Here is a 13,622-nt window from a genome sequence, read left to right as displayed (position 1 = left end):
ATGTTGAGAGGTTGAGATATGGACGAAAAGAACGCAATTGTCACGCTTGCTGCCCTATCGCAGGAAACCCGCCTTCGGATCATCCGTCTGCTTGTTGCCGCAGGCCCCAAAGGCATGGCCGCTGGGGCAATCGGTGAAGCTATGGATGGGTCTTCATCGTCGCGCATGTCGTTTCATTTGAGTCATCTGGAGCATGCGGGGCTGATTGAGTCCCGTCGCGAGGGGCGATCTATCATCTACAGCGCATCCTACGCCGCGCTATCGGCGCTGGTGGAATTCCTGATGCAGGACTGCTGCCAGGGGCATCCAGACGTGTGCGCGCCTGCGATTGCAGCGCTAAGCAACCGCTGCGTGCCGAACAAGGAAACTACCCATGCTTGATGCACCTGCGACCGACCGGGGCAATATGAACATCACAATCTATCACAACCCCGATTGCGGCACGTCTCGCAACACGCTGGCGATTATCGAGGCTGCCGGCCTCAAGCCGCAGATCATCGAATATCTCAAGACACCCCCCAGTAGAGAGCGGCTGGTCGAGTTGCTGGGCCTGATGAATATGCGTCCCCGCGACCTGCTGCGCGAGAAGGGTACCCCGTTCAAGGAGCTTGGCCTGGACGACCCTGCACTGACTGATGAGGGGCTGATCGATGCCATGATGGCGCATCCAGCCCTCATCAACCGCCCAATCGTTGTAACTGACAAAGGTGCCAGCCTTTGCCGCCCATCGGATATAGTCCTCGAGCTTCTACCGGAAGACATCAAAACGATAGAAAAGGAGGAAGGCGCACCGCTGCTAAGGGCACATCAGATCAAGGCTGATGATGCTCTTGTTCAAGCGTTGGCGGATGCAGGGCTGCCAACGGATGACTTATCAGATGCCGGGAGCACATGGTTCCGCTTTGCTGTCCCGGAAGGTGAGACCGTCGGTTATGGCGGGTTTGAGCTCTATGGCAATGATGCCCTGCTACGCTCCATCGTCGTTCTGCCAGACCATCGAGAACGCGGGATCGGGCGAAACCTCATGCTGCTTTTGATGCGCAAGGCCTTCGATGCAGGTGCACGCACCGGATATGTGCTGACCAACTCAGCTGATGGCTGGCTCGAAAAACTCGCCTTCAAGGCGGTCGAGCGGGCCGATGCCCCGCAAGCAATTCTCGACACACGCCAGGCGAATGAGCTGTGCCCCAAATCAGCCACGCTCCGGAAGCGCTCGCTGCGCCCGTAAACGCCTCATTTCGAATTTGGAGCATACATCATGGCAACGCCTCAGCCGGTCAGCCGATTATCTTTTCTTGACCGTTACCTGACACTCTGGATCTTTGCCGCAATGGCACTCGGCGTTGCTCTCGGCACAGTCTTCCCAGGTTTGCCAGACGCGCTTAATGCAATGTCAGTCGGCACGACAAACATCCCGATCGCAATCGGTCTGATCCTGATGATGTACCCGCCGCTTGCCAAGGTGAAATACAAGGAACTGCATCGCGTTTTTGCCGACAAGCGTGTCCTTGTTCTGTCGCTTATCCAGAACTGGCTCATCGGCCCGACACTTATGTTCGTACTGGCGATCATTTTCCTGCGTGACTACCCCGAATACATGACCGGACTGATCCTGATCGGTCTTGCGCGCTGCATCGCCATGGTTCTGGTCTGGAACCAGCTTGCAAAAGGTGACAATCAGTATGTCGCCGGTCTCGTTGCCTTCAACTCGATCTTCCAGATCCTCTTCTTTTCAACCTACGCGTGGCTGTTCCTATCATTTCTGCCGCCACTCTTTGGCCTAGAAGGCAGCATCGTTGATGTCAGCTTCTGGACGATCACGGAAGCGGTGTTGATTTATCTCGGCATTCCCTTCCTTGCAGGCTATCTGACACGCCGCATACTCACCACGCGCAAGGGGGCCGATTGGTACGAAAACGTATTCCTGCCCCGCATCAGCCCGATCACGCTAGCCGCACTTCTGTTCACCATCGTTGCCATGTTCAGCCTCAAAGGCAGCGATGTCTTGCGACTACCGATGGATGCAGCCCTGATCGCGATCCCGTTGACGATCTACTTCTTCGTCCAGTTCATCGTCAGCTTCGCCATGGGCAAGCTGATCGAGGCGGACTACCCACGCACGACCGCAATTGCCTTCACCGCCGCTGGAAATAACTTCGAGCTCGCCATAGCAGTCGCCATCGCGGCCTTCGGCCTAGCTTCGCCAGTTGCCTTTGCCGCCGTCATCGGGCCACTCGTTGAGGTGCCTGTACTCATTATGCTGGTTCATGTCGCATTGCGGCTCGGGCAACGCTGGTTCCCTGCAAGCGCCCCCACTGCAACGCAGACTGGAGCTTGATCATGCGACTGCGCACCCTGAACGATGCCGACCATCTGCCCGCTCTCGACAAACGTTTTGCTCTGGAGCGTCCCGGCGAAGGGCTAGGCTCACTCGACCACCCTCCTCGTATACTGCTCCTTTATGGATCACTGCGGCCACGTTCGTTTTCTCGACTGGCAACAGAGGAGGCAGCGCGTCTTTTACAATTCTTCGGTGCCGAGACGCGCATATTCGACCCCAGCGACCTGCCATTTCCCGATCAAGTACACGGAGATGATCACCCGGCAATCCATGAGTTGCGCGAGCATGCAATGTGGTCAGAAGGCATGGTCTGGTGTTCTCCAGAGCGCCATGGCCAGATCACAGGACTGATGAAAGCCCAGATCGACAATCTTCCGCTCGACATGGGTGGAATGCGACCGACACAGGGACGCACGCTTGCAGTCATGCAGGTCTCCGGAGGCTCGCAGAGCTTCAATGCAGTGAATACTTTGCGCCTGCTCGGACGCTGGATGCGGATGATCACCATCCCCAACCAATCGAGCGTTGCCAAAGCGTATCAGGAGTTCGACGATGACGGTCGCATGAAACCATCGGCCTATTACGACCGTATCGTTGATGTCATGGAAGAGCTGGTTCGCTTCACGATTTTGACCAGACCGCATGCCGCGCAACTTGTTGAGCGGTACTCCGAACGCAAATCGGAGGGACGTGCGATCGACCCAAGGTCTGATTTATCGTCGATCGCCATTGCTCCACAGGAGCGATCGGCATGACAAAGCCTGACCATGATGTGATTGTCATCGGTGGTGGTCAGGCAGGCCTTGCTGTCGCCTACTATCTGCGCCGCGCCAATGCCGATTTCGTCATTCTCGACGCAGGAGAGGCCCCGGGCGGCGCGTGGCAAAATACGTGGGATTCGCTCCGACTGTTCTCACCCGCAGGCTATAGTTCGCTTCCCGGATGGCAGATGACGGCTAGCAAATCGCATGGTTATCCGACCCGAAACGAGGTTATCGACTACCTGACCCGCTATGAAGCGCGTTATGAATTTCCAATCCGGCGGCCATGCAAGGTGACCGGCGTCGAGCGATCTGGAGAGTATCTAGGCATCAGGCTGGAAACAGGTGAAATGTTGACTAGTCGCGCAGTGATCAGTGCGACGGGCACGTGGTCTAAGCCATTCATTCCCGATTATCCTGGATCGCAGGATTTCAAGGGCGAGATGCTGCATTCGGCCTTCTATCGTGGACCTGAGCGGTTCAAGGATCGACACGTCATCATTGTCGGCGGAGGCAATTCGGGTGCTCAGATCCTTGCGGAGATATCGGAAGTTGCAAATGCTGTCTGGGTGACACCAACCCCGCCTGCATTCCTTCCCGATGATGTCGATGGCCGCATACTGTTCGAGCGTGCTACGGCACGTGTCAAAGGCGAGGCCGACACCGCTGGTGAGCAAAGCCTTGGAAGCATCGTCATGGTGCAGCCAGTCAAGGATGCCCGAGAGCGCGGCGTGCTTAATGCCGTGCGTCCATTCGAACAATTCGTTGCTGATGGTGTGGTCTGGAAGGATGGCACGAAGAGTGCGGTCGACGCAGTGATCTGGTGCACAGGCTTCCGCCCGGCTACTGATCACCTGCGTCAGCTTGGAATCGTCGATGAAACTGGTCGGGTTGCGCTTGATGACCAGCAGGCAATCGCCGAGCCACGGCTATGGATGGCAGGATATGGAAACTGGGCCGGAGCTGCATCTGCAACATTGATCGGAGCCGGACGAACTGCCCGCGACATGGTTCCTCGTATGCTCTCCGCCTTAGCAATTCCTTCGAAATATGGAGGATAGATGTGAGCAAGCTCACGGCTCTTCCACTCGGTGTTTTCCAGATTCCGCATGGGGCCGCTCCTGTTATTGTATGGCTGCGATCGGGCGGATAAAAGCACCCCGTGCAAAATCCGAGCACCATTCGAAAACTTGCACGCAACTTATTGATTTTAAATGAAAAACCATCGAACCATCATTCTTGGTAAGGGAGAGGTCGCGAGTTCAATCCTCGCCAGCAGCACCAGTAAATGCAATAAAAACAATTAGCTAAACCTACATATCCAATGCTGCAACTGGCCTGAAGCTACATAAAAAGGCAGAATGCCGTATGAAATTGTTTAGGGAATTTTTAAAAAAGCTAAATAAAACACGCGTTGCTAGCATGGTATTCGCGCTTTGCTTTACAATTATATTTATGAGCCTCATGCCTACATTGGCTGAGAAGAAGGTCATAAATACTACAGATCCCTATCAGTGGATGGAGACTGAGAAAGAGCCATTAAAGGCATGGTTCCTTCAGCAATCACAACAAACGCGTAATACGCTGGACACGCTGCCCTGGCGCAAAGAGGTTATCGATCGTAGCGCCAATATAGGCCTCGACGTATTCAATCCTTACAGCATCACCGTGCAAAAAGACCGCCATTTTTATCGCAAAGACACATCAGACCACCCCTACGGTCGCCTGTTTATGCAGGAAGGCGATAAGCCGGAACAGCTGCTGCTTGATCTCCCCCTGCATCACGATCTGACTTACTACGTGCCCTCACGGAATGGCCATTATGTTGCTTATGGGCTCTCAAAGAATGGATCAGAATTCACGACTCTACGCATCTACGATGTCGCGGCCGAGACGGACTTGCCGGATACAATCCCCATGGTGCGCCATCCCAATATGAACTGGCGATCGGATCAGCAATCATTCTTCTACGCACGCTCAGCCCTTGAGGGCACCGAATTGCCTGAGTCTGAGACTTTAACGGGCAAGCAAGTCTACCTGCACCGGCTGGGAGAAAACGCCAGCACGGATGAAGCCGTTTTCGGGGTTGGCATCGCGTCTGTTCCGGAGGCAAAGGCGGATGATGATGTCTTTGTCATAACGTCACAATCCTCCCCCTGGGTGATTGGTATTTTAGGCCGCGCAATCAGCGGCCACAGCATTTCTGTCTACGCTGTTAAAGCTGATCAGGTTGATGGAGTGCGCACGTCATGGCAGATAATTATCGATACAAAAGACAACGTAACAAGCGCGATACTTCATGGAGATAAACTCTATATTGCCCGCTCTAATGCCCGCTCTGGCTATACGATAACTTCACGATCATTGCTTGAGGAGCCTGCAAACGAAGAAGCTATTCTGGAGTTTTCAGACAGCGAGCTGAACATTTTCCGAAAAAGCATGGACAGTCTCTATATTGGCTATCAACAAAAGGGGGCCAGCAAACTTGTGCGAGTGCCCTTGGATAATCTGTCGCAAAAACACGATATAGAGCTGCCCTTCAAGGGCACCATCGGATACGTTTTAAGCAGCGAAGACCAGTCCGATATTCTGCTGAATATTCAAGGCTGGACAGAGCCACCCGCACTGTATCGCTACGACGCGAAAAAGAATGTGATTGTCGATAGCGGGATTATCAGTCCCCTTCCAGATGATTTCAGTCCATATATCGCAGAAGAAAAACTGGTTCCCGCGCGCGATGGCACGATGATCCCGCTCACCATTATTCGCAAGCGCGATATGGCGTTTGATGGATCTCACCCCACCTGGTTAAGGGGCTACGGGGCCTATGGTGTGAGCGAGTTTGCAAACTTTAATGCCTCGCGTCTTGTATGGCTTGAGCGTGGCGGCATTATTGCCATTGCGCATGTTCGCGGCGGTGGCGAACTTGGCCCATCATGGCATGAGGCGGGAATGGGGCCGCGCAAGATCAACACGGTTCATGATTTCATCGATTGTGCAGAATATTTAATCCAGCAGCAATATACGCGTCCGGATAAGCTTGTAGCATCGGGCCAGAGCGCTGGCGGGATCATGGTTGGCATGGCTGTCGCATTACGGCCGGATCTGTTTGCTGCAGCTGCTATTGATGTAGGCATGCTGAATGCCCTACGCTTTGAGCAAATGCCGATAGGCCCATTCAATGTGCATGAGTTTGGATCTGTATCAACGCCTGAGGGGCTGCGATCTTTGCAGGCTATTGATGCCTACCAGCACTTGCAGGACGGCGTGAGGTATCCTGCAATGCTCTTGACGGTAGGGCTTAATGATAACCGGGTGTCACCATGGCAGAGCGCTAAATTTTCTGCTCGCTTGCAAGAGATAAACAAGCACATCTCGAACCCAAATCCCGTGCTGGTTTTTGCTGAGCAGAACGCGGGGCATTCTCGGGACTTTAAGCAACAAAACGATATGTATTTTGCTGATCTGCAAAGTTTCTTCCTCTGGCAGACGGTTGAGAAATCGCTTCTGGTTAATCCAGCGAACAGTATTCAGTAAATGTTCCTCTTTCATAAAAGGGGCTTCAATCAGCTGGACATTGTCCCTGTGGCTTAATCCATCTGAACAATAGTCAGAATGTGCAGTTTGCGGCCCGGACAGAGCTGGTCATGAACAAACTCATGAGTTTCGTCCTCATAACGCCATCGGTAACATCCCTGATAGCACTCGTTCCTGGCTCATCCGCCAACATGGCGTAATGAGCCTTAAAAATCGAATTTCCCAGTTTCCACTGGTATGATAAATGGCAATAAGTGAGAATGAATTTAATCCCAGCGTCGGAATTTATTGATAACTATCAGCAAACCAAGATACAATCATAATAACATTCTCAATCATTTGATTGGAATAATATGAAAGTATTTAAAAAACTGGCATCGCCACCCACACCAGCACAAATCGCAGATTGGCTGAGGGAGTTACGCGGAAATCCTTATGTCGTTGCATCAAGTTTTGATGTAACAGCAGTGTTTCGAGCAAAAATCGGTGATGATGATACTTATTATTTTGCCGGCGTAAACGTGGAGAATCCACATCACAGATTAAGCACTCACGGGGAAGAAGGCTGCATTTCTGCAATTGCCACAGCTCTTGGAAAAAGAGCAGAAATTGTTGAAGGCTGGCTCATGGGCGCCCCCAGAATGCTCAGCAAAGGCGATGCTCACCCTTTAGCGGACAATTGCGTTTCATGCTGCGGCAAATGCAGGCAACAGATTGCCAGCTTGGCTGATACCGCAGTTAAAATTCATTCTATTTCCTTAAACGGCACACATAAGGAAACTACTGTTGGTGAATTCTTACCAGATGCTTTTACATTTAGACAATATGCGCCAGAATTGATTTCTAAAGAAGAAAATACCGCAAAAATATTTATGCCATCAGCGCATGAAGTCGAAGCACGATTAATACGTACAAATATAAAATCCGAAAATGAAATTATATCCTGGCTGCAAGAACTAGAGTCAGTAGATTTTGCGAGTAAAACCTCGCAATCAGTCATCATAAAACTTGAAAATGGCACTTATGTCGCGGGCGTGAAGGTTGAAGAAGCTGCTTTTGTCAGCATTGATCCTGTGCAAGCTGCAATGGCGATTGCAAATGCAGAATTCGGTAAGCAAAAAGTGCTCGAGGTCTATACCCTGGGCAAGGGACGTGATGAAGCCAGCATTCCGCTGGCGGCATATACACCTTTAAGTGGCTCGGCAGCTCAAGTGCTTGCGCAATTTGCAGCGTTTCCAGACATTCCTATTCATCTGATCAATGGCAGAAATGAGCGCAGAACCATTAAGCTTTCTGATGCTGCGCGCTATATCTCTACCTTTGATCAGCCTTTTTACTGTATCGAAGTAGAAAGAGAAACATAAACTAAATAAAATCCCTCACTTCCTAAGGTAAACTTGAAAGAACAAAATCTCCCAAAAGCGCGAATTGTGCGGGATCCATCTGCTCCAGTGTCTCTTCCTCAAGCTGAGACCATTCATCAGGATGCATGCTATTTATCACGTCTGCCTTAAGCTTAGCCAATTCACCAGAAGCCATCCCATTTATTACATTTGCGTGCAGACGTTCCCATGATTTATGATCCATCAGATTTAGCATATCTGCTTTCAGGTAGCCCCACTGACTTGGATCAAGATTATTGAGCACATTTGCGTCAAGATTTTTCCACTCTTCAGGATCCAGCTTATCCAGAAGAGATGCAGGAATGCGTTTTTGCTCTGTTGGGTTCAAACAATTTAGCGCATGCGCTTTGATGCAACATTGCTCTTCAAGAGGCATATTGAGCAGTAAAGATGCTGATAGATAATGATACTGCAAAGGATCTAGTTTATCAAACATAGATGCTTTAACTTTGCACTGCTCTGCAGGAGGCAAATTATTTAACACCGATATATTAAGGCATTCCCATTCTTCATCGGGAAGTTTACAAAGTATAGATACAGTAAGCCTACGTTGTTGTTCTGGCTTTAATTCATTAAATGCAGAGGCATCAAACCCCTTAAACTCATCTTCTGCGGGACTATCCAATACTGGTAAATCACCCCCCTGAATCTCTTCAGGCGAGGGCTGATTACAAGCGTCCGCCTTCATGCTTACTGAACGGGCATCATCAAGCCCATCAAACTTTGTTGCAGCTATTAGCCCCAAATAAGACTTTGCACTTAGTAATAAGGAATCCCAGAGTGACTTCACATAGTTGACCGCACTCACAATCCACTTCACTACCCGCGATGTGTCATCAGAACGGTTTGCCGCATTGACAATGTCTGCACCTACACCCGGAATAGGTGGAATGTTATGGTTAGGCAGATCATTTTTTTCAGATTGATCTGAACCTGGCGGCATATAAATATTATGATCACCTGAACTCGGATGAATATTATACATCAAGCTATCCAATCAATTCTAATTATAATGTTACGTAACAAACACATCAGATAATCAGTTACAACAATCACATCTTTGATGATAATTTATGCTAAAAACTTCTTTATTTTTGTCTACTATCTACAATTCTAGACTTTAACCTATTAAGAGCTCCCAGTCAAACAAACTGCCCCTTCTGCGCGCTAACTTAGATAACGCTTGAACCAATCGATCGTGCGATCCCACGCAAGCTTTGCAGCAGCCTCATCATAACGTGGGGTTGAATCGTTATGAAAGCCGTGATTGGTTCCTGGATAGATATACGCCTCGAAGGTCTTGCCGTTCTCCTTTAAAGCGGCCTCATACGCAGGCCAGCCAGCGTTGATGTTTGTATCATGCTCAGCATAATGCAATAGAAGCGGGGCATTAATAAGAGACACCTTCTCTAAAGGGGCCTGCCTGCCATAAAATGGGACTGCTGCAGCAAGCTCGGGATAAGCAATGGCAGCAGCATTTGATACACCCCCGCCATAACAGAAGCCGGTAATGCCAACCTTGGTTGTATCCGCACGCGCCATGAGAAACTCAATCGCAGCGAAAAAGTCGTTCAGAAGCTTTTCGGGATCAACTTGTTGCTGGAGCTCCCTTCCCTTCTCATCATTTCCCGGATAGCCACCAACTGAACTCAATCCATCAGGAGCAAGAGCAACAAACCCAGCTTTAGCCAAGCGACGAGCAACATCCTCAATATAAGGATTCAGCCCGCGGTTTTCATGAACAACCACCACACCCGGCAGGGGGCCTTCGGCTTTTGCGGGACGTACAAAATAGCCCCGCACCTCACCATTTCCTTTTGGGGATGGATAAGTAATGTATTCAGCAACAATTTCCGGGTCCGTGAACTGGACTTGCTGGGCAAGAGCGTAGTTCGGACTGAGTGTAGCCAAAAGAGAGGCCGCCGTTACTCCAGCTACCGTAAACTTGGCAGCACGGTCTAGAAATTCGCGTTTGGAAATTTTGCCATGCGCATAAAAATCATAGAGCTCAAGAAGCTCACGCGGAAAATCTTTTGCGGTCAGGCGGGCCATATTCTCTTTCCTCGTTATGCTTCCATAATCAATTGAATGGTAAATCGTAAACGAAAAGAAGAAGATTGAAACATCACAATCTAGTAAAATATGCAGTAATATCGAGGACTATAATCCAGCTTGAGATTCAAGCCGCTACAAATACAAATATTTAAAGAATTGAACGCACAAAAAAGCCTCCATAAGCATACTGCCTATGGAGGCCCTTAAAATAGCAAGAATTAGTTGCAGCGCTGGTAGCGGCGGCCCTGATACCAGTATTCCTCACACCGCGGTGCTGTTGCCGCACCGACAATCGCGCCACCAGCTGCACCAATGGCGCCACCTGCAAGCGCACCGCCTGCCGAGCCAGAAGCAAGACCACCAACAAGCGCACCTGCGCCACCACCGATCAGGGCGCCACCAACGGCACGATCTGTGGGATTGGTCGTGTTACATGCAACCAAACCAAGAGCCATCACCGAAGCAATCACAACCTTGTGCCAAACCTTGTGCATCGTTTTACCTCCACAATACCAACGCGCTTTTCCGCATACCCAACAGCCACACGGACGCGGTCTTTACACAACAAGCCAGGGTTCTACGATCAAAATCGCATAAACCCGCCATCGCACCCTTCAGTGCAATCGCATGATTTCCAGATCAATAAGCCGCCCAGAAATCACCATCAGGATCAAGCTGCGCCTGAAGCAGCCCGCGCAGAAGGAGCGGTAGTCTGGGTCTGTGCCTGCGCAGAAGCAGAAGTCTGCGCAGATGCAGAACCCGCCCGGAAACGCTTCGACAGAAGGCTGACATCCTGACCGATGCTGTCAAGCAAATCGACAAGCCAAACGTGCTCTTTGCCAACAGACTCAGCAACGCTCTGACGAATGATGTCCAGCTTAGCTGCAACTTCAAACTCATTGCGTGCAGCAAGGCCGCCAACAGCGCGCTCAATGGATTTTAACTCACGCAGCAACTCGTCTCTAAGTGAGCGCTGGTCATCCGCGTTAATCAGCGGAGAATCAAGCATGCCGCGCAATGCAGCCCAACGTAGTCCAAACGATGACACCGTATTCTGCTGATCATGCTCGGAATGCGAGGTAAGAGAAGTCATTCTGAAGCTCCGGATTCGATGCAGCCAACTGCAAATCTAGCTCAACATTGGACACGACAAACGTTTGAGGGAAATCTCCCTGCCAACCCGATCGCGTCCGCGTAGACCATGAGGACATCATGTGGGCGCACCCCGCACGAAGCCCATAACCAAGGCCTGACTATAACGTTTTCAGAAAAAGCGGATACTGCTTTTTCTGAAAACGCGCCTGCTTAAAAGTTAGAGCACTTGCACGATTCAAATGAACCGCAATCATGCCCTAAAATAATTTCTCATTCAGACATTTAACACAATGCCCTCATAGACGCCCGGCAAACATGTCGAAAATCGAAAACACGCCCTACTCTTATACAAAATATGGCGACAGAACGTAATTAAACCCGCCTTACAAGTAACAAAAAACAACAAAATCTTATAACCAATCGATATAAAAACACCTATCGATATATTCGGATTTAACCTTCCTGCTTTATACCGTCATTTTTCCCCATAATTTTAACTGAATGCGAGCTGAAAGCCGGTAATGCACCACTCCAGAGTCTGCACTTCATAGCAGACAAAGGCGATAAGCAATTGTTCTGCCGAATGTTATATCTGTCGCAAACAACGTGCGAATAACCCTAATGGTTCCGTTGCAATCTCTCGCATCCAGAAAAACAATGTGGGACGACAATGCGCCCCACAATTCACTCAAGCTTGTCAGCCTATGCTTCTTTAAAGCGGTAACCAACGCCATAAAGCGTCTCGATCATGTCGAAGTCATCATCGACCGCCTTGAATTTTTTACGAAGGCGCTTGATGTGGCTGTCGATCGTGCGGTCATCGACATAAACCTGATCATCATAAGCAGCATCCATCAGGGCGTTGCGGCTTTTTACAACCCCGGGACGAAGCGCCAAGGCCTGGAGGATCAGGAATTCCGTCACCGTCAATGTCACCGGCTCATTACGCCAGGTGCTGGTGTGGCGCTCGGGGTCCATTTTCAGCAACCCACGCTCAAGCACGCGAGCAGCATCAGTTTCACGCGGCATGGCCTGGTCACGGGGGGCGGCACGGCGAAGCACCGCACGCACACGCTCCACCAGAAGACGCTGCGAGAATGGCTTACGAATAAAATCATCCGCACCCATCTTCAGGCCGAACAATTCATCGATCTCATCATCTTTCGAAGTCAGAAAGATAACAGGCAAATCAGTGCTCTGGCGCAAACGGCGCAGAAGCTCCATGCCATCCATGCGCGGCATCTTGATATCGAAAATAGCCATGTCTGGCGGATCGTTAGCCAAACCATCCAGTGCACTTGCGCCATCAGTGTACATTTGGATGCGATAGCCTTCCGCTTCCAGCGCAATGGATACTGACGTCAAGATATTGCGATCGTCGTCTACAAGGGCGATGGTGGGCATGCGATGTCGCTCTCCTTCGAACAGACCTTCACTGTGGCCCAGCGAGAAAGGCCAAATTATGTCAAACTGCAGCTTCCGTTTGTGGTCCATGTCTGAACCGTGAGGTTTCCTAACAGGAAGCGGCTTGCTACTCTCTAAGCATTACACGTGCGCGCATGCAAACAAAATACCGTCTACCACCCCGCACCTCGAACGGAGGTTACACCTTTGTCGATTGATAAACAATCAAAAACAGCTGATGCATCAATCGCTTCTCCGGGGTTTCCTGCCCTTCCTGGCACTTCGGACGTCAATGCATTTGATCCTGTTTTATGCACGAAGCAACTTTTACGAGGTGCGCGCTTCGGATCAATGGCGACACTTTGTGCTGATGGGGCCCCATTTGCTTCACTTGTTAACGTTGCAACAGCGATTGATGGGACGCCGATTATCCTGATCTCGCGTCTTGCAGTGCATACCCAGAACATCACCGGCGATTCGCGGAGCTCCCTGCTGCTTGCTCAAGCATCCGCGTCAGCGCCTTCATACGATCCTGCAGCACAACCGCGTGTAAGCATGTCGGGCCATGCCACAATAAGCGTCGATTCTAACGATCGCAGACGTTTTCTGGCCCGTCATCCCGGAGCAGCCAGCTATGCTGATTTTGCCGATTTTGCATTTTATCGCATCGTACCAACGCATTGTCATCTGATTGCGGGATTTGGCCGCATCCATACACTTTCGCCCGATGTCATTCTCTCTGAACGCCACATCGCATCTGATATTGCGCAGATTGAGGAAGAAGCCATTGCGCATCTCAATGAAGAGCATCAAGATGCATTATTGCTATATGCCACGGTTCTGGCAGGCGCAGAAAGCGGCAACTGGCAAGCTGTCGGGATTGATCCGGAAGGGATTGACCTGATCGACGGTTATGCCTCGACGCGTGTATGGTTTGACCGGCCTCTTGAAGACAAATCCCAGCTTCGTCCTACCCTCGCGGCATTGGCAGCGCGGGCGCGGGAGAGATAGCTGGAGCTGGAGCTG

The 13,622-nt window shown here is 50.7% G+C and carries 13 protein-coding genes; 8 read left to right on the top strand and 5 right to left on the bottom strand.

Annotation, left to right across the window (positions count from 1 at the left end):
- Nucleotides 1–18: 18 nt before the first annotated feature.
- The 7 genes from VRZ32_RS01095 to VRZ32_RS01065 all read left to right on the top strand — a co-directional run bounded on the left by VRZ32_RS01095 (nt 19) and on the right by VRZ32_RS01065 (nt 8,003).
- Entirely contained in the window at nt 19–381 is a 363-nt protein-coding gene (locus VRZ32_RS01095) for an ArsR/SmtB family transcription factor (protein WP_414523598.1), read from the top strand.
- Complete coding sequence (arsC, locus tag VRZ32_RS01090) at nt 374–1,228, top strand: arsenate reductase (glutaredoxin) (RefSeq protein WP_414523597.1); 855 nt, start codon at nt 374–376, stop codon at nt 1,226–1,228. Before VRZ32_RS01095 ends, arsC begins: the two co-directional genes overlap by 8 nt.
- Before the next feature lie 30 nt (nt 1,229–1,258).
- Nucleotides 1,259–2,338 carry an ACR3 family arsenite efflux transporter gene (gene arsB / locus VRZ32_RS01085; protein WP_414523596.1) on the top strand — a complete coding sequence of 360 codons (1,080 nt, stop codon included), beginning with the start codon at nt 1,259–1,261 and terminating at the stop codon, nt 2,336–2,338.
- A 2-nt stretch (nt 2,339–2,340) separates the two neighbouring features.
- Nucleotides 2,341–3,096 (top strand): arsenical resistance protein ArsH, encoded by a 756-nt coding sequence (arsH, locus tag VRZ32_RS01080; RefSeq protein WP_414523595.1) that lies wholly within the window; start codon nt 2,341–2,343, stop codon nt 3,094–3,096.
- A complete protein-coding gene (locus VRZ32_RS01075) occupies nt 3,087–4,163 on the top strand; it encodes an ArsO family NAD(P)H-dependent flavin-containing monooxygenase (RefSeq protein ID WP_414524996.1) in 1,077 nt (358 codons plus the stop codon). The genes arsH and VRZ32_RS01075 overlap by 10 nt, the downstream gene beginning before the upstream one ends.
- A 403-nt stretch (nt 4,164–4,566) precedes the next feature.
- On the top strand, nt 4,567–6,639 hold the full coding sequence (locus VRZ32_RS01070) for a prolyl oligopeptidase family serine peptidase (protein WP_414523594.1): 2,073 nt from the start codon (nt 4,567–4,569) through the stop codon (nt 6,637–6,639).
- 353 nt (nt 6,640–6,992) lie between these two features.
- Nucleotides 6,993–8,003 (top strand): hypothetical protein, encoded by a 1,011-nt coding sequence (locus VRZ32_RS01065; RefSeq protein ID WP_414523593.1) that lies wholly within the window; start codon nt 6,993–6,995, stop codon nt 8,001–8,003.
- 22 nt (nt 8,004–8,025) lie between these two features.
- Here VRZ32_RS01065 and VRZ32_RS01060 read toward each other — a convergent pair whose 3' ends face one another.
- From VRZ32_RS01060 to VRZ32_RS01040, 5 genes are all read right to left on the bottom strand, one after another.
- Nucleotides 8,026–9,027 carry a hypothetical protein gene (locus tag VRZ32_RS01060; protein WP_414523592.1) on the bottom strand — a complete coding sequence of 334 codons (1,002 nt, stop codon included), beginning with the start codon at nt 9,025–9,027 and terminating at the stop codon, nt 8,026–8,028.
- A gap of 182 nt (nt 9,028–9,209) precedes the next feature.
- Nucleotides 9,210–10,094, bottom strand: a complete 885-nt coding sequence (gene yghX, locus VRZ32_RS01055) for a YghX family hydrolase (RefSeq protein WP_414523591.1) — start codon at nt 10,092–10,094, stop codon at nt 9,210–9,212.
- Between the two features lie 221 nt (nt 10,095–10,315).
- Nucleotides 10,316–10,591 carry a hypothetical protein gene (locus VRZ32_RS01050; RefSeq protein WP_414523590.1) on the bottom strand — a complete coding sequence of 92 codons (276 nt, stop codon included), beginning with the start codon at nt 10,589–10,591 and terminating at the stop codon, nt 10,316–10,318.
- A gap of 176 nt (nt 10,592–10,767) precedes the next feature.
- Nucleotides 10,768–11,190, bottom strand: a complete 423-nt coding sequence (locus VRZ32_RS01045; protein WP_414523589.1) for a hypothetical protein — start codon at nt 11,188–11,190, stop codon at nt 10,768–10,770.
- 704 nt (nt 11,191–11,894) lie between these two features.
- A complete protein-coding gene (locus tag VRZ32_RS01040) occupies nt 11,895–12,596 on the bottom strand; it encodes a response regulator (protein WP_414523588.1) in 702 nt (233 codons plus the stop codon).
- Between the two features lie 207 nt (nt 12,597–12,803).
- On the opposite strand from VRZ32_RS01040, the gene VRZ32_RS01035 reads away from it, so the two are divergent.
- The gene (locus VRZ32_RS01035) at nt 12,804–13,607 is read left to right on the top strand and encodes a HugZ family protein (RefSeq protein ID WP_414523587.1); all 804 of its coding nucleotides are present in this window, start codon (nt 12,804–12,806) and stop codon (nt 13,605–13,607) included.
- Nucleotides 13,608–13,622: the final 15 nt, after the last annotated feature.

It is taken from the genome of Pseudochelatococcus sp. G4_1912 (assembly GCF_047501465.1).
GTDB lineage: Bacteria > Pseudomonadota > Alphaproteobacteria > Rhizobiales > Beijerinckiaceae > Pseudochelatococcus.
This window is presented reverse-complemented; position numbering and strand designations above follow the sequence as displayed.

What these genes read in the sequence shown, in the direction of transcription:
- VRZ32_RS01060 (WP_414523592.1), bottom strand. Translation starts at nt 9,027, where the DNA reads ATGTATAATATTCATCCGAGTTCAGGTGATCATAATATTTATATGCCG.
- VRZ32_RS01040 (WP_414523588.1), bottom strand. Translation starts at nt 12,596, where the DNA reads ATGCCCACCATCGCCCTTGTAGACGACGATCGCAATATCTTGACGTCA.
- VRZ32_RS01070 (WP_414523594.1), top strand. Translation starts at nt 4,567, where the DNA reads ATGCCTACATTGGCTGAGAAGAAGGTCATAAATACTACAGATCCCTAT.
- yghX (WP_414523591.1), bottom strand. Translation starts at nt 10,094, where the DNA reads ATGGCCCGCCTGACCGCAAAAGATTTTCCGCGTGAGCTTCTTGAGCTC.
- VRZ32_RS01045 (WP_414523589.1), bottom strand. Translation starts at nt 11,190, where the DNA reads ATGACTTCTCTTACCTCGCATTCCGAGCATGATCAGCAGAATACGGTG.
- VRZ32_RS01065 (WP_414523593.1), top strand. Translation starts at nt 6,993, where the DNA reads ATGAAAGTATTTAAAAAACTGGCATCGCCACCCACACCAGCACAAATC.
- VRZ32_RS01095 (WP_414523598.1), top strand. Translation starts at nt 19, where the DNA reads ATGGACGAAAAGAACGCAATTGTCACGCTTGCTGCCCTATCGCAGGAA.
- arsH (WP_414523595.1), top strand. Translation starts at nt 2,341, where the DNA reads ATGCGACTGCGCACCCTGAACGATGCCGACCATCTGCCCGCTCTCGAC.
- arsB (WP_414523596.1), top strand. Translation starts at nt 1,259, where the DNA reads ATGGCAACGCCTCAGCCGGTCAGCCGATTATCTTTTCTTGACCGTTAC.
- arsC (WP_414523597.1), top strand. Translation starts at nt 374, where the DNA reads ATGCTTGATGCACCTGCGACCGACCGGGGCAATATGAACATCACAATC.
- VRZ32_RS01050 (WP_414523590.1), bottom strand. Translation starts at nt 10,591, where the DNA reads ATGCACAAGGTTTGGCACAAGGTTGTGATTGCTTCGGTGATGGCTCTT.